Origin of the sequence: Enterobacter sp. ECC-019 (assembly GCF_043974075.1) — a bacterium.
GTDB classification, from domain to species: domain Bacteria; phylum Pseudomonadota; class Gammaproteobacteria; order Enterobacterales; family Enterobacteriaceae; genus Enterobacter; species Enterobacter asburiae_D.
On the sequence record NZ_CP143759.1, the window covers coordinates 1,356,902 to 1,372,477 of the forward strand.

Below are 15,576 nucleotides of genomic sequence, written 5' to 3' on the forward strand. Positions count from 1 at the left end.
ATTGCCCCGGTTTTCTTATCCTGCAAACAAACCGGACGCCACGCCAAGCGCTGCGAGTATAAGCAGCAACACCATGGCTTTTACCGGCGACACGCCACGTTTTGCCATCAGATACCAGGTCCCCAGCACTACAGCCAGCGGAAGCAGCTGCGGGAAAATACCGTCCAGCATCTGCTGAACGTGAATGTTAACGCCATCCCGGGTGATGAACTCCAGCCCGGTGCCCAGCTTCACGTAGCTGGCCGCTACGCCGCCCATGACGAATACTCCCAACAGGGAGAGGGCTTCACGCAGCCGTGTGGACTTGCTGCTGACCAGCATTTCCACGGAGCCTGAGCCCATCTGGTAGCCCTTAAGAAACAGGAACCAGGAGCCCGGGATAATAATGGCCAGCCAGGCAACGGTATAAAACAGCGGACCGAGGATATTCCCGCCTGCCGCCAGCGCCATCCCGATGCTGAGGAGGATCGGAATTAGCATTCCGGGGATCATCGAATCACCGATCCCGGCGATCGGACCCATCAGACCCACCTTCAGAGTGTTTATGGTTTCACCATCAATCGGCTCGCCGTTGGCCTTCTTCTCTTCCAGCCCCAGCGCCATACCGTTAACAATCGCGCCAATCTGTGGCTCCGTATTGTAGAACGACGCGTGACGTCGCAGCATCTCGGTGCGTTGAGCCGCATCCGGATAAAGCTTTTTTGCCACTGGCAGCATACTCAAGCAAAAGCCGAAGGATTCCAGACGTTCAAAGCTCATTGAAGAGAGGTTGTGCATCATCCACGTCCGCCAGCAGCGGCGCAGATCGTTGCGGGTGAGTTTACGTTCTTCCATCAGAATTCATCCTCATCGTCAGGTGCAGGTGCTGAAGTCACGGCCTGCGGTGCTTCGGGTTTATAGTTGTAATGAATCAGTGCCAGCAGGGCGCCGACGATCACCAGCGCAACCATATTGAGTTTCAGGAAAACGATGCAGACAAAGCCCACAAGAAAGTAGATGAGCATGGTATAGCTTTTGATGATCTGCTTAAGCAGGATGGCAATACCAACGGCAGGCAAAATGCCGCCCAGCACGTTCATGGTGGAGAGTACGATGTGCGGCAGGCTGTCCATAAAACCGCTAATGTACTGCGCGCCAAAAAAGACAGCGATAAAGGTGGGCACAAAGCGCAGTACAAAATTCATCGCCTGCGGCCAGATGGCGCTGTTGAGATAGAGGCCGCGTTCGTCGCCGTTTTCCAGCGCCACATCCGCCCGATGGTTCCAGAAGGAGTTCAGCACCATCATCGCATTGAAGAGAATGGTTCCGGCGATACCGATAGTGGCCGCCAGCGCGACGGCGACCTCAGGTCCTTTGCCGGAAAGTATCCCCAGCGCAATGGCCGGATAAGCCACAAAGTTTAAATCTGCTGGCATCGAGCCGCCGGGGGTCACCATCGCGATATACACCGCCTGTACCGCCACGCCAATCAGAATCCCGGTTTTGATATCGCCCAGGATCAGGCCAACCAGCATCCCGGAAATGAGTGGTCGGGAGATCAGATACCACCCGCCGGTCAGCCCTAAAAGCCATGGACTGCTGAGTGCGCCCAGATAACACAGCAGGCCAATTAAAGACGCTTCGATAATCATGGTCTGTTCCTTATTTCAGCTTTTGTCTGGCATCCTGCCAGCTATAAAAACTGGCATCGGGAACCAGGCGGAATTCAATCGCGTGTCCCTGGACGGTCAGCCACTCGAATGCTGCAGCTTCATCCTGGGTTACCGATTGATTCGGGCCAATGGTGATCGTGTTAGCGCGAGCGCTCATCGGCCCCACATTGATTTTCCCGTTGCTGTTTTTCAGGCTAATACCTGCCTGCTCAATGTGCTGCAGCGTGAGCGGTGATTTGCCAATCACAAAATAGCGCTTGTCGCTGGCAATCACTTTTGGCAACTTTTCGATCGCGGTTGCCGTATCGAACAGCCACACTTTGGTGTCTGAGACGGCCCCTTTCATGACCGATGACAGCAACGGGTCGGCCGCCACAGTATCGTCAATGGCAACAATACCGTCGCAGGGCAGCTCCCTGGCCCAGCGTGTGATGAGCTGCCCATGGATCACGCGGTCGTCAATGCGAACAAAAGAAATACTCATATGCGGCTCCTTAAAAATCGTCTGTCTGTGCAGAATCTACCGGTTTCGCCTGCACCAGCGTCGGCAGAGTGAGTTCGATAATGTGCGCGGCAGCATGATGAACATCGCGTGCCGTCATCACCTCGTCGGTTTGCAGCAGCATCGGGAAGTTGACCCCCGCCACCACGGTGACCGGCGGCTGCGTGCGCGGATTAAACGCAGCCTCACAGGCCACGTTCCACGGCGTGCCGCTTTGCATATCACACAGCACCAGCACGCCGTCGGCGTTAACGCCTGCCGCTTCCAGCGTGGCGCTGAAGTCGCGCCGGAAGCCCTCAATTCCCGCCTGTTCGGTCAGACACACGGCGTGCACGCCGGGAAGGTCGCCGTATACCATCCGACCGCTCTCAAGTAATGCGGCGGCAAGGGGACCGTGAGTCGCAACAATAAAATGAATCATCGTTAGCTCCTTACCCAGGCTTTGATGGTCGCCATCGCTTGTCCGGAAGCGCTGGCTGACGGCGAAATGCGATATTCATCTACGCTTGCCGGAATGATGAAGGTTTCGGCGTAATGGACGGTAAACGGCTCAAATGCACCGGTAGGGCTGTCGACAATCGCTTCGTCACCCTCTACCAGATTCAGCACATTCACACCGCCACCGGTATGATGCACAACGGGTTTGCTAAACCAGTGGCGGCGGGTTTCGATAAATTCACGCTCGTGCAGGCCGGTGCGTTCTTCGCGCCAGTCGTTTCCTTCCGCTATAGGTTCGAACTGATTTACCAGATGCTGGTGTACCCACTGTGTGTCGCGCTGCCAGTCGATCACCTTTTCACCGTGTTCCAGGTGTACCGGGCGCGGCAGGCCATCCAGGCCCAGGCGGCCCCAGTCCCACAATTTGAAGGTGAAGATGTATGGCGTGGCGCTGATCTCCAGTACCATGGTCCCTGCACCGGAGCAGTGAACCGTACCTGCTGGGAGCAGGAAATGGTCGTGCTTTTTCGCCGGGATCTGATTTACGAAGCGAGCGTCATCAAACGATTTTTCACCTCGCCCCGCACGCCTGAGATCGTCCATCATGGCCTCGGGGTCAGTGCCGGTTTTGGTGCCCAGATAGACCACGGCACCCGGCTCGGCTTCCAGGATGTAATAGCTCTCATCCTGGGCTGAGGGTTCCCCAAAAAAATGAAAAGCACGATGAAGTGTGATCTACTGGTTGCGCTAACAAATCAGAAGAGACCTCATCGTGCCTTTACAGACAGTCTGCCAGAAATTTTTCTCCGCGTCTTTACCTGACATTCACAGCTTCCGGGTCAATGTCCTTGTTTCCATGGCCGTCGCCCTCACGCACGGTGCCAGTCTGACCCTGACCAGCCTGGGACGTACCCTTCCCGGCAGGGCGCACGTTAAAAATAAAATCAAACGTGTTGACCGTGCCCTGGGCAATACCGCCCTTCACCGTGATATTCCCCGTATTCAGCACCTGCTCACACATACCATCACCTCCCTGATGCCCTTCTGTGTTATCGCTGTCGACTGGACCGGCTGGCATGACAGGAACTGGCATCTTCTGCGGGCAAGCCTGGTCTGTAATGGCCGCTCACTTCCGCTTATGAGTGAAGTTGTCCCCGCAGAGCTGGCGCAGAACAGCGGTGTACAGTGCCGCTTCCTTGACCGCCTGCATGACGCCATCCCGAAAGACAAAGCCGTTACCATCATTACGGATGCAGGCTTCCGGACAGACTGGTTCCGGCATGTCAGCCAGCTGGGCTGGCGCTTCACCGGCAGGGTCAGGGGCTGTATCAGCTTCCGGCTGGACGGAGATAAAAAGTGGATGAAAATCAGCGAGCTTGAGGCTACCGGACAACCGGTCTGCGTGGGTTACGGTGTCCTGTCCCGTAAACCACGAGCGCCCTGTTACGGCCGGTTCTATCTGCATAAGCGCCCTGACGCAGGGCGTCAGGGAAAAGGGGGAATGCCAAAAACACAGCGGGAACACCGCAGTAGCGCCCGTGAGCCCTGGCTGCTGTTCAGTAATGCAGAGGGGCTGGAGCCGCACCAGATAATGGCGCTGTACAGCCGCAGAATGCAGATAGAACAGAACTTCCGGGACGACAAAAGTCCCCGCTTCGGGTTCGGTCTGAGGCTGAGCCGGAGTCAGGGAAAAGGGCGGCTGGAAGTGCTGAATCTGGTCGCAGCGATGGCAAGTCTGGTGCTGTGGCTGGCAGGTTACAGGGCAGAAAGGCAGTGCTTACACAGGCATTATCAGGCAAGCAGTATCAGACACAGGCGGGTCCTGTCTTACCTGAGTCTGGCAGAAGAAGTCATCCGGCATGAGCCTGGAAAAGTGAGGCGGCTGAATATAGGTAACGAGATAAAAAAGCTGGGAAAAGAGTACAGTAATATGGTCATGGTGGTATGACCATATTACTGGGGATCCCTCAGCATCCTGGGTGTAGTGCATACCAAACTGCTGCTGGATGTATTCCGTAATCGGGTGGACCTGAAAGCTCAGGTTCTGGCCGCCAATGGTGTCGAGGAAGTCAAAACGGATCGGGAACTCTGCGCCGAAACGCGCATGAACTTTCTCGCCCAGCAGAGCACGAGGTTCAAGCAAAACTAGATCCTGAGAGGGGATCTCGATCCGCACTGCACCAAAACGCAGTAACAGGCTGTTCTCCTCGGGCACGCAGTCAAAACACCATGCGTAATTGGGTGCAGAAGGATCGAGATCGAATTGCTGTTTCATCCACTGGCCGCCCCAGATGCCAGGATCGAAAAAGGGTACAACGCGGAAAGGCTGCGTTGTCGTCTGTGCCAGTCCGGCCCGCAGGGCCTCGCCGCTCACCATCGCGGGCTGGTTTGTCCGGGTGGTATCCAGTAAAAAATCGGCGCGCCTGAGCAGCGGCGTTTTGTGGCGATCGAAGACACGCCATTCGATAAAAAAGGCGCGTTTGTAGCGACGGAGAATATCTTCCTGCTGATTCTCTGCGCCCCAGTTCCCCATCTCGCCGCTGCGCATGCGCTGCTGGATCTCCCAGCGGGGCAGATCGGCATACACCAGCACATCACCCTGATGGATAAGCGCCGCACCGGGGCCGTAAATCACAATCAGCCCTTCGGAACACTGGTTCACCGTATTCTGCAATGTATCCAGACGCGCGGGATCGAAAAACTCACCAAGCTGGTGGCAGGAAAGCACGCCAAAAACGCGATCGTCTGTGAGGTTGCGCGCCAGCATCTCATCGATGGCGCGCTTATCCTGTCGCGCCTGCTCGGCATTGATCGTTAGCGTTGGGCGCAACCGCGGCAGCACGTTATCTTCAAGTTCGCTCAGGCGCACGCCGGGATAGCAATCAATCACCAGTACGGTACGGCTGTGCTGTTGGGTTTTTGCATAAAGGGTGCGGATAATGTCCTCCCAACCTTGCCATGCACTATCGTCATAACCCTGAACCACCACCGTGGGGAATTTATCGTAAGTTGTCATCATATCCTCCGTAATCGTTATTTAAGGTTATTCGATTAACCGTATTTGAGAAGAGTGGTTAACGCGATTAACCCGCCATAAATAAGAATGAAATCCGGATCGGCTGCGGTAATGTGAAGAGTCTCACAGGGAAAAATGCAAAAAATAGGTTATTCGATTAACCTGTGGTGATATTTAAGGAGACAACATGACGGGAATTACACTGGCCGATGTCGCCAAACACGCCGGCGTGTCAACGGCGACAGTCTCAATGGTGCTTTGCAACAAAGGCCGAATTTCGCAAAGTACGCGCGAACGCGTACTTAAGGCGCTGGATGAATCGGGCTATGTCTATAACCAGACGGCGGCCAATTTGCGTAATCGCAGCAGTAATCAGGTTGGGCTACTTTTACATGATATCACCAACCCTTTTTACGGGGAGATGACGGCAGGGCTGAGCCATGAAATGGAGCGTCATGAGCTGCTGCTTTTTCTGGCAAATAGTGAAGAATCCTCAGAGCGACAGCAAAAATTTGTTGATTCATTGATGCGCAATAATGTCGGCGGTATGGTGCTGTGCGCGGCTCGCGAAACACCGCAGGCCTTTTTTGATGGGCTGAAACGACGCAATATTCCGGCTATCATGGTTGTGCGTCCACTGAACGATCCGGATTTTGATTTTGTCGGAACGGACAACTTCTTAGGCACTCAGTTGGCAACCGAGCATCTGCTGAGAATGGGGCATCGGCACATTGCGTTCATCGGCGGGAGCCAGAACTCGGGCTCGCGGGCGCAGCGTATCGGCGGCTTTACCAGCAAGCTGCTGGAATACGGTGTGACGCCTAATCCTGCCTGGATCAGAACCTCGCAGGCCAGCCAAAGCGACGGTGCTCGCGTGGCTGAGGCGTTACTCCTTGAGTATCCAGACATCAGCGCTGCGATTTGCTATCAGGATATTGTGGCGCTGGGGGTGATGCAAAGCTTGCGCAAACTGAACCGTGAGCCGGGGCGTGATTTTGCGCTGGTCGGTTTTGACGACATTACTGAAGCGGCTCTGGTCCAGCCTGCGTTAACTACCGTATCGGTGGCGGCAAAAGAAATTGGCCGAAAGGCCGGAGAGTTACTGTACAGCCGCATACAGGGCAATAATGAACCCCCAAAACGTATCATCCTGCCGCCTGCGCTGGTGGTGCGGGAATCATGCGGTTTTCGCTGACGATCATGTCTTTAACTGATATCTCTCCCTGTTTATCATTAAATTCTAATTATCGGCGTTTTCAGTGGCAGCCTCTGCAAAGGCTGGTTAATCTGAAAACGGTTTACATCATTTTAACGTAAGAGAATAACTATGCATGATGCACAGATCCGTGTCGCCATTGCGGGCGCGGGTGGACGTATGGGCCGTCAGCTTATTCAGGCGGCACTTCAGATGGATGGCGTCGCGCTTGGCGCGGCCCTGGAGCGTGAAGGTTCTTCACTTCTGGGGACCGATGCCGGTGAGCTGGCGGGCGCAGGCCACACGGGCGTTACCGTGCAAAGCAGCCTGGAGGCGGTAAAAGAGGACTTCGATGTATTCATCGATTTTACTCGCCCGGAAGGGACGCTCACGCATCTGGCGTTTTGTCGCCAGCACGGCAAGGGGATGGTGATCGGCACCACCGGTTTTGACGATGCGGGTAAGCAGGCTATTCAGGATGCATCAAAAGAGATTGCGATTGTCTTCGCCGCAAACTTCAGCGTGGGCGTTAACGTCATGCTGAAGCTGCTGGAGAAGGCCGCGAAGGTGATGGGCAACTATACCGATATCGAGATCGTAGAAGCTCACCACCGTTATAAAGTTGATGCGCCATCAGGTACGGCGCTGGCGATGGGCGAAGCGATTGCTCATGCACTCGATAAAGATTTAAAAGACTGCGCGGTCTACACCCGCGAAGGTTATACCGGCGAACGCGTGCCGGGCACCATTGGTTTTGCAACCGTGCGAGCGGGTGACATCGTCGGCGAACACACGGCGATGTTCGCCGATATTGGTGAACGCGTCGAAATTACGCATAAAGCCTCCAGTCGAATGACGTTCGCCAACGGTGCGGTACGTTCCGCTTTGTGGTTGAAAAACAAGAAAGATGGCCTTTTTGATATGCGAGACGTGCTCGATCTCAACAATTTGTAAGTATTATTACCCATCGTGATGTGGTTATTGCAGTCGTAATTGTTTGATTGCATAGGGCAATATTTTATTGCCCTTTTATTTTGTCTGTTTCATGTTATATTTTTCTTTAAATCCATAAATATCTATCTATTTTTGCATTTTAACGTTACTGAAATGTAAATTTTGACCATTTGGTCCACTTTATTAAGCTCCATCGCGTTATTTTTTATTAAACCAGGCGCGCAAGCGTTTTCTACAGTGATTTTCCTGATCTTTTTGTCGCTTAAGCTGCATTCCTCTCACCAGGCCTGCAAAAGACTAAACAAAATATCCGTTTTAAGTTGACTTTTACCCACCAAATCCCCAGAATGCCGCCGTTTGCCAAAAATCCGCTGGCAACACATTTGCATTGATTCATGACGTCGTTATGAATTAATATGCAAATAAAGTGAGTGAATATTCTTCGGAGGGTGTTTTGATTAAGTCAGCGCTATTGGTTCTGGAAGACGGAACCCAGTTTATCGGTCGGGCCATAGGGGCAACGGGTTCGGCGGTTGGGGAAGTCGTTTTCAATACTTCAATGACCGGTTATCAAGAAATCCTCACTGATCCTTCCTATTCTCGCCAAATCGTTACTCTTACTTATCCTCATATCGGCAATGTCGGCACCAATGCGGCTGACGAAGAATCTTCTCAGGTACATGCGCAAGGCCTGGTCATCCGCGACCTGCCGCTGATTGCCAGCAACTTCCGCAATACCGAAGACCTCTCTTCTTACCTGAAGCGCCATAACATCGTGGCGATTGCCGATATCGATACCCGTAAGTTAACGCGTCTGCTGCGCGAGAAGGGTGCACAGAACGGCTGCATCATCGCGGGTGATAACCTCGATGCGACGCTGGCGCTGGAAAAAGCGAAAGCCTTCCCGGGCCTGAACGGCATGGACCTGGCGAAAGAAGTGACTACCGCTGAAGCCTACAGCTGGACTCAGGGTAGCTGGACGCTGGAAGGCGACCTGCCGGAAGCGAAAAAAGAGAGCGAGCTGCCGTTCCACGTGGTGGCCTACGATTTCGGCGCCAAGCGCAACATCCTGCGCATGCTGGTTGACCGCGGCTGCCGCCTGACGGTGGTGCCGGCACAAACGTCTGCCGAAGACGTGCTGAAGATGAATCCGGACGGTATTTTCCTGTCCAACGGTCCTGGCGACCCGGCGCCGTGCGATTACGCCATCGCCGCCATCAAGTCCTTCCTGGAAACCGACATCCCGGTATTCGGCATCTGTCTCGGCCATCAGCTGCTGGCGCTAGCGAGCGGTGCGAACACCGTTAAGATGAAGTTCGGCCACCACGGTGGTAACCACCCGGTGAAAGACATCGATAACAACACGGTGATGATCACCGCGCAGAACCACGGCTTTGCCGTCGATGAAGTCTCGATGCCGGCTAACCTGCGCGTGACCCATAAGTCACTGTTCGATGGCACCCTGCAGGGGATTCATCGCACCGATAAGCCAGCATTCAGCTTCCAGGGTCACCCGGAAGCCAGCCCGGGCCCACACGACGCCGCGCCGCTGTTCGATCACTTCATCGAACTTATCGAGCAATACCGCAAGATCGCTAAATAATCAGGAGCCGAGAAGACAATGCCAAAACGTACAGACATAAAAAGCATCCTGATCCTTGGCGCTGGCCCGATCGTCATCGGCCAGGCCTGCGAATTCGACTACTCCGGTGCGCAGGCGTGTAAAGCTCTGCGTGAAGAGGGTTACCGCGTTATCCTGGTGAACTCTAACCCGGCAACCATCATGACCGACCCGGAAATGGCTGATGCAACCTACATCGAGCCGATTCACTGGGAAGTGGTGCGTAAAATCATCGAGAAAGAGCGTCCGGATGCGGTGCTGCCAACCATGGGTGGCCAGACGGCGCTGAACTGTGCGCTGGAGCTGGAGCGTCAGGGCGTGCTGGCCGAGTTCGGCGTGACCATGATTGGTGCAACCGCCGACGCGATTGATAAAGCAGAAGACCGTCGCCGCTTCGACGTGGCGATGAAGAAAATCGGCCTCGACACCGCGCGTTCCGGTATCGCACACAATATGGAAGAAGCGCTGGCCGTCGCGGCTGACGTGGGCTATCCGTGCATCATCCGCCCATCGTTCACCATGGGCGGCACCGGCGGCGGTATCGCCTACAACCGCGAAGAGTTCGAAGAGATTTGCGAACGCGGTCTGGATCTCTCCCCAACCAAAGAGCTGCTGATTGATGAATCGCTGATTGGCTGGAAAGAGTACGAGATGGAAGTGGTGCGTGATAAAAACGACAACTGCATCATCGTCTGCTCCATCGAAAACTTCGATGCGATGGGTATCCACACCGGTGACTCCATCACCGTTGCGCCGGCTCAGACCCTGACCGACAAAGAGTATCAAATCATGCGTAACGCCTCGATGGCGGTACTGCGTGAAATCGGCGTGGAAACCGGCGGTTCTAACGTGCAGTTCTCGGTTAACCCGAAAACCGGCCGTCTGATTGTTATCGAAATGAACCCGCGCGTGTCCCGTTCTTCCGCGCTGGCCTCTAAAGCGACCGGCTTCCCGATTGCGAAAGTGGCGGCGAAGCTGGCGGTGGGTTACACCCTCGACGAACTGATGAACGACATCACCGGTGGCCGCACGCCTGCGTCCTTCGAGCCGTCCATCGACTACGTTGTCACCAAAATTCCACGCTTCAACTTCGAGAAATTCGCAGGCGCGAACGACCGTCTGACCACCCAGATGAAATCTGTCGGTGAAGTGATGGCGATTGGCCGCACGCAGCAGGAATCCCTGCAGAAAGCGCTGCGCGGCCTCGAAGTGGGCGCGACCGGCTTCGACCCGAAAGTGAGCCTGGACGACCCGGAAGCGCTGACGAAAATCCGCCGCGAGCTGAAAGACGCGGGCGCAGAGCGTATCTGGTACATCGCCGATGCCTTCCGTGCGGGCCTGTCCGTCGACGGCGTGTTCAACCTGACCAACATCGACCGCTGGTTCCTGGTGCAGATTGAAGAGCTGGTGCGTCTGGAAGAGCAGGTAGCGGAGCTGGGCATCACCGGCCTGGACGCTGACTTCCTGCGCGTGCTGAAGCGTAAAGGCTTCGCCGATGCGCGTCTGGCTAAGCTGGCGGGCGTGCGTGAAGCGGAAATCCGCAAGCTGCGCGACCAGTACGACCTGCACCCGGTCTACAAGCGCGTGGACACCTGCGCGGCTGAATTCTCGACCGACACCGCGTACATGTACTCCACCTATGAAGACGAGTGCGAAGCGAACCCGTCCGTCGACCGCGACAAGATTATGGTGCTGGGTGGCGGTCCAAACCGTATCGGCCAGGGCATCGAGTTCGACTACTGCTGCGTACACGCCTCCCTGGCGCTGCGTGAAGACGGTTACGAGACCATCATGGTCAACTGTAACCCGGAAACCGTATCGACCGACTACGACACCTCTGACCGCCTCTACTTCGAGCCGGTAACGCTGGAAGACGTGCTGGAAATCGTGCGTATCGAGAAGCCAAAAGGCGTTATCGTGCAGTACGGCGGCCAGACCCCGCTGAAGCTGGCGCGCGCGCTGGAAGCAGCTGGCGTGCCGGTTATCGGCACCAGCCCGGACGCGATTGACCGTGCGGAAGACCGCGAGCGTTTCCAGCAGGCGGTTGACCGTCTGAAGCTGAAACAGCCGGCGAACGCCACCGTCACCGCCATCGAAATGGCCGTTGAGAAGGCGAAAGAGATTGGCTACCCGCTGGTGGTGCGTCCTTCGTACGTGCTGGGTGGCCGCGCGATGGAAATCGTCTATGACGAAGCCGACCTGCGCCGCTACTTCCAGACCGCGGTAAGCGTGTCCAACGATGCGCCAGTGCTGCTCGACCGCTTCCTTGACGATGCGGTAGAGGTGGACGTTGACGCCATCTGCGACGGCGAAATGGTGCTGATTGGCGGCATCATGGAGCACATCGAGCAGGCAGGCGTACACTCCGGCGACTCAGCCTGTTCTCTGCCAGCGTACACCCTGAGCCAGGAGATCCAGGACGTGATGCGCCAGCAGGTGCAGAAGCTGGCCTTCGAGCTGCAGGTTCGCGGTCTGATGAACGTCCAGTTCGCGGTGAAAGACAACGAAGTCTACCTGATTGAAGTGAACCCGCGTGCGGCGCGTACCGTACCGTTCGTCTCCAAAGCCACCGGCGTACCGCTGGCGAAAGTGGCGGCGCGCGTGATGGCGGGCCAGACGCTGGCGCAGCAGGGCGTGACCAAAGAGATCATTCCACCGTACTACTCGGTGAAAGAAGTGGTGCTGCCGTTCAACAAATTCCCGGGCGTTGACCCGCTGTTAGGGCCAGAAATGCGCTCTACCGGGGAAGTGATGGGCGTGGGCCGCACCTTCGCAGAAGCGTTTGCGAAGGCGCAGCTGGGCAGTAGCTCTACCATGAGAAAATCAGGCCGTGCGCTGCTCTCCGTTCGTGAAGGCGACAAAGAGCGCGTGGTTGACCTGGCCGCCAAGCTGCTGAAACAGGGATTCGAGCTGGATGCAACCCACGGTACGGCGATTGTGCTGGGCGAAGCCGGCATCAACCCGCGTCTGGTGAACAAGGTGCACGAAGGTCGTCCGCACATTCAGGATCGTATCAAGAATGGCGAATACACCTACATCATCAACACCACCGCAGGCCGCCAGGCGATTGAAGACTCCAAGCTGATTCGCCGCAGCGCGCTGCAGTACAAAGTGCACTACGACACCACCCTGAACGGCGGTTTCGCGACGGCCATGGCGCTGAACGCGGATGCCACCGAGAAGGTGATTTCAGTGCAGGAAATGCACGCGCAGATTAGCAAGTAAGTAAAAATGCCCGGCACCGTTCGGTTGCCGGGCATTCTCCCCATCTTCAGAACCTTCTGGTTTTTCATCCGCTTTCAGTCAGTTAGCCTAAAATGGTTAGGTCGATAACGAAATTCAACTGAGAGCAGGGGAAAACACCATGCAAAATAAATTACTGATCGCTTCCGTTCTGGCTGCCACGACAATGTTTACCGTTGCGGGCTGTTCGTCTAATCAGGCCGTAAAAACCACCGATGGCAAAACCATTGTCACCGACGGCAAACCGCAGGTGGATGACGATACCGGTCTGGTGTCGTACAAAAACGCCGAAACCGGTCAAACCGAGCAGATCAACCGTGACCAGGTCAAATCCATGGGCGAGCTGGATAACTAATTCAGAATTCTGACGTAAGCCCGTCAATAATATTCACTATTAGCCTGTTGAATTACTGACTACACTCTTTTGTTAAAAGAGAGCAGTAACCACAGGCTAATCAATGATTCTGATAATTTATGCCCATCCTTATCCGCAGCACTCGCATGCGAATAAGCGGATGCTTGAGCAGGTAAGGACGCTTGATAACGTAGAGATACGTTCCCTCTATCAACTCTATCCCGATTTTAATATCAATATCGCCGCCGAACAGGAGGCGCTTTCTCGTGCCGATCTGATTATCTGGCAGCATCCCATGCAGTGGTACAGCACGCCCCCGCTCCTGAAGCTGTGGATTGATAAAGTCTTCTCTCACGGTTGGGCGTATGGTCACAACGGCAATGCTCTAAAGGGTAAAAGCCTGATGTGGGCGGTCACCACCGGCGGAGGGGAAAGCCACTTTGATATTGGTTCCTTCCCGGGTTTTGACGTCCTGGCGCAGCCGCTGCAGGCAACCGCGCTCTATTGTGGTCTGAACTGGCTCCCACCTTTTGCTATGCACTGTACGTTTGTCTGCGACGATGAAACGCTACAGGCGCAAGCTCGCCATTATAAACAACGCTTACTCGAGTGGCAGGAGACGCACCATGGATAGCCATACGCTAATACAGGCGCTGATTTACCTCGGCGCGGCGGCGCTGATTGTACCCGTGGCGGTACGCCTGGGACTGGGCTCTGTTCTCGGTTATCTGATTGCTGGCTGCGTCATCGGGCCGTGGGGCTTTCGTTTAGTCACCGATGCCGAAGCGATACTGCATTTCGCTGAAATTGGCGTGGTGCTGATGCTGTTTGTGATTGGCCTGGAGCTCGACCCGCAGCGCTTGTGGAAGCTTCGCGCCTCGGTATTTGGCGGTGGGGCCCTGCAGATGGTTGCCTGCGGCCTGCTGCTGGGCGGGTTCTGCATCCTGCTGGGTATGGACTGGAAAGTGGCAGAGCTCATCGGCATGACGCTGGCGCTCTCCTCAACGGCCATTGCCATGCAGGCGATGAACGAGCGAAATCTGACGGTATCCCAGATGGGACGCAGCGCGTTCTCGGTGCTGCTGTTCCAGGACATTGCCGCTATCCCGCTGGTGGCGATGATCCCGCTGCTGGCGGCCAGCGGCTCCTCTACCACGCTGGGCGCTTTCGCGCTGTCGGCGCTGAAGGTGGCGGGCGCGCTGGCGCTGGTGGTGCTGCTTGGTCGCTACGTCACCCGCCCGTTGCTGCGGTTTGTTGCCCGCTCTGGCCTGCGCGAAGTGTTCAGCGCCGTGGCGCTGTTCCTGGTATTTGGCTTCGGTCTGCTGCTGGAAGAGGCCGGGCTGTCGATGGCGATGGGGGCGTTCCTCGCAGGCGTTCTGCTGGCGAGCTCTGAATACCGTCACGCGCTGGAAAGCGATATCGAGCCGTTCAAAGGGTTGCTGCTGGGGTTGTTTTTCATCGGCGTCGGGATGTCCGTCGACTTCGGCACGCTGGTGACGCACCCGCTGCGGATCGTCATCCTGCTCGTCGGCTTCCTGGTCATTAAAATGGCAATGCTGTGGCTGATTGCGCGTCCATTGAACGTGCCGGGCAGGCAGCGCCGCTGGTTTGCCGTGCTGCTGGGGCAGGGGAGTGAATTTGCGTTCGTGGTCTTTGGCGCCGCGCAGATGGCAAACGTGCTCGATCCCGAGTGGGCGAAAGCGCTGACGCTGGCGGTAGCACTGTCGATGGCGGCGACGCCTGTGCTGCTGGTGGTGCTGACGCGCCTGGAAAAATCGGACAGCGGGCAGGAGCGCGAAGCCGATGAGATTGACGAGGAGCAGCCGCGCGTCATCATCGCCGGATTTGGCCGCTATGGGCAGATCGTGGGGCGTTTACTGTTGTCGAGCGGGGTGAAAATGGTCATCCTCGATCACGACCCCGACCATGTTGATACCCTGCGTAAATTTGATATGAAAGTCTTTTACGGAGATGCGACTCGCGTCGATCTGCTGGAATCCGCCGGGGCGGCAAAAGCCGAGGTATTGATTAACGCCATTGACGATCCGGAAACCAGCATGCAGATGGTGGAGCTGGTAAAAGAACATTTCCCGGCGCTGACCATTATTTCCCGCGCGCGCGATGTGGATCACTACATCCGGCTGCGGCAGGCGGGCGTCGACGCGCCGGAGCGTGAAACGTTTGAAGGTGCGCTGAAGTCTGGCCGCGTGGCGCTGGAAAACCTCGGGCTCGGCGCGTATGAAGCGCGCGAACGGGCGGACCTGTTCCGTCGCTTTAATACCGAGATGATTGAAGAGATGGCGGCGATGGCCGGGAGTACGGCCACCGAGCGCGCGGCGGTGTTTAAACGCACCAGCGCGATGCTGACGGAAATCATTAACGAGGACCGTAACCACCTGTCGCTTACCCAGCGCCATGGCTGGCAGGGCACGGAAGAGGGCAAGCATACCGGCGATCCGGCTGACGAGCCCGAGAGTAAACCTTCCGCGTGAAGTGGAGTTGCCAGCAATATTAAAAAATTTCTTTATCTTTACCCTGCCGCCAGTCGACGAAAGATTAAGCTTTCCGTATAGTGGCGGCAATTTTTTGCATCCGGGAAA

12 protein-coding genes and 2 pseudogenes are annotated in these 15,576 nt (G+C 56.0%); 8 read left to right on the top strand and 6 right to left on the bottom strand.

The features are described 5' to 3' along the window. Positions 1 to 15: 15 nt before the first annotated feature. From V1566_RS06330 to V1566_RS06350, 5 genes and pseudogenes are all read right to left on the bottom strand, one after another. Entirely contained in the window at positions 16 to 834 is an 819-nt protein-coding gene (locus V1566_RS06330) for a PTS system mannose/fructose/sorbose family transporter subunit IID (protein WP_395305373.1), read from the bottom strand. Beyond that, positions 834 to 1,631: a PTS mannose/fructose/sorbose/N-acetylgalactosamine transporter subunit IIC gene (locus V1566_RS06335; protein ID WP_395305374.1), complete on the bottom strand. Its 798-nt coding sequence runs from the start codon at positions 1,629 to 1,631 to the stop codon at positions 834 to 836. Before V1566_RS06335 ends, V1566_RS06330 begins: the two co-directional genes overlap by 1 nt. A 10-nt stretch (positions 1,632 to 1,641) precedes the next feature. Then, positions 1,642 to 2,136, bottom strand: coding sequence for a PTS system mannose/fructose/N-acetylgalactosamine-transporter subunit IIB (locus V1566_RS06340; protein WP_395305375.1), 495 nt, complete (start codon positions 2,134 to 2,136; stop codon positions 1,642 to 1,644). Positions 2,137 to 2,146: 10 nt separating this feature from the next. Next, the gene (locus tag V1566_RS06345; RefSeq protein WP_395305376.1) at positions 2,147 to 2,575 is read right to left on the bottom strand and encodes a PTS sugar transporter subunit IIA; all 429 of its coding nucleotides are present in this window, start codon (positions 2,573 to 2,575) and stop codon (positions 2,147 to 2,149) included. A gap of 2 nt (positions 2,576 to 2,577) precedes the next feature. Continuing rightward, positions 2,578 to 3,300 (bottom strand): annotated as a pseudogene (locus tag V1566_RS06350) (class I mannose-6-phosphate isomerase); the annotation flags it as partial. A gap of 64 nt (positions 3,301 to 3,364) precedes the next feature. Here V1566_RS06350 and V1566_RS06355 point away from each other — a divergent pair. Beyond that, complete coding sequence (locus V1566_RS06355; protein ID WP_395303820.1) at positions 3,365 to 4,540, top strand: IS4 family transposase; 1,176 nt, start codon at positions 3,365 to 3,367, stop codon at positions 4,538 to 4,540. Positions 4,541 to 4,564: 24 nt separating this feature from the next. On the opposite strand, the pseudogene V1566_RS06360 reads toward V1566_RS06355, so the two are convergent. Then, a pseudogene (locus V1566_RS06360) lies at positions 4,565 to 5,608 on the bottom strand (mannose-6-phosphate isomerase); the annotation flags it as partial. A 187-nt stretch (positions 5,609 to 5,795) separates the two neighbouring features. Here V1566_RS06360 and V1566_RS06365 point away from each other — a divergent pair. The 7 genes from V1566_RS06365 (at position 5,796) to kefC (ending at position 15,468) form a co-directional block, all read left to right on the top strand. Further along, positions 5,796 to 6,803 (top strand): LacI family DNA-binding transcriptional regulator, encoded by a 1,008-nt coding sequence (locus V1566_RS06365; protein ID WP_395305377.1) that lies wholly within the window; start codon positions 5,796 to 5,798, stop codon positions 6,801 to 6,803. A gap of 132 nt (positions 6,804 to 6,935) precedes the next feature. Continuing rightward, positions 6,936 to 7,757 carry a 4-hydroxy-tetrahydrodipicolinate reductase gene (gene dapB / locus V1566_RS06370; RefSeq protein WP_087823405.1) on the top strand — a complete coding sequence of 274 codons (822 nt, stop codon included), beginning with the start codon at positions 6,936 to 6,938 and terminating at the stop codon, positions 7,755 to 7,757. 454 nt (positions 7,758 to 8,211) lie between these two features. Beyond that, positions 8,212 to 9,360, top strand: coding sequence for a glutamine-hydrolyzing carbamoyl-phosphate synthase small subunit (gene carA / locus V1566_RS06375; protein ID WP_395305378.1), 1,149 nt, complete (start codon positions 8,212 to 8,214; stop codon positions 9,358 to 9,360). Positions 9,361 to 9,378: 18 nt separating this feature from the next. Then, a complete protein-coding gene (gene carB / locus V1566_RS06380; RefSeq protein WP_024907428.1) occupies positions 9,379 to 12,603 on the top strand; it encodes a carbamoyl-phosphate synthase large subunit in 3,225 nt (1,074 codons plus the stop codon). 139 nt (positions 12,604 to 12,742) lie between these two features. Next, a complete protein-coding gene (locus tag V1566_RS06385; RefSeq protein ID WP_023310357.1) occupies positions 12,743 to 12,976 on the top strand; it encodes a YgdI/YgdR family lipoprotein in 234 nt (77 codons plus the stop codon). 103 nt (positions 12,977 to 13,079) lie between these two features. Beyond that, on the top strand, positions 13,080 to 13,610 hold the full coding sequence (gene kefF, locus V1566_RS06390; RefSeq protein WP_395305379.1) for a glutathione-regulated potassium-efflux system oxidoreductase KefF: 531 nt from the start codon (positions 13,080 to 13,082) through the stop codon (positions 13,608 to 13,610). Continuing rightward, on the top strand, positions 13,603 to 15,468 hold the full coding sequence (kefC, locus tag V1566_RS06395) for a glutathione-regulated potassium-efflux system protein KefC (protein ID WP_395305380.1): 1,866 nt from the start codon (positions 13,603 to 13,605) through the stop codon (positions 15,466 to 15,468). The genes kefF and kefC overlap by 8 nt, the downstream gene beginning before the upstream one ends. Positions 15,469 to 15,576: the final 108 nt, after the last annotated feature.

Bases quoted from the DNA above. Each gene is read 5' to 3' on its own strand.
- V1566_RS06330 (WP_395305373.1), bottom strand. From the start codon at position 834: ATGGAAGAACGTAAACTCACCCGCAACGATCTGCGCCGCTGCTGGCGG.
- V1566_RS06335 (WP_395305374.1), bottom strand. From the start codon at position 1,631: ATGATTATCGAAGCGTCTTTAATTGGCCTGCTGTGTTATCTGGGCGCA.
- V1566_RS06340 (WP_395305375.1), bottom strand. From the start codon at position 2,136: ATGAGTATTTCTTTTGTTCGCATTGACGACCGCGTGATCCATGGGCAG.
- V1566_RS06345 (WP_395305376.1), bottom strand. From the start codon at position 2,575: ATGATTCATTTTATTGTTGCGACTCACGGTCCCCTTGCCGCCGCATTA.
- V1566_RS06365 (WP_395305377.1), top strand. From the start codon at position 5,796: ATGACGGGAATTACACTGGCCGATGTCGCCAAACACGCCGGCGTGTCA.
- dapB (WP_087823405.1), top strand. From the start codon at position 6,936: ATGCATGATGCACAGATCCGTGTCGCCATTGCGGGCGCGGGTGGACGT.
- carB (WP_024907428.1), top strand. From the start codon at position 9,379: ATGCCAAAACGTACAGACATAAAAAGCATCCTGATCCTTGGCGCTGGC.
- V1566_RS06385 (WP_023310357.1), top strand. From the start codon at position 12,743: ATGCAAAATAAATTACTGATCGCTTCCGTTCTGGCTGCCACGACAATG.
- kefF (WP_395305379.1), top strand. From the start codon at position 13,080: ATGATTCTGATAATTTATGCCCATCCTTATCCGCAGCACTCGCATGCG.
- kefC (WP_395305380.1), top strand. From the start codon at position 13,603: ATGGATAGCCATACGCTAATACAGGCGCTGATTTACCTCGGCGCGGCG.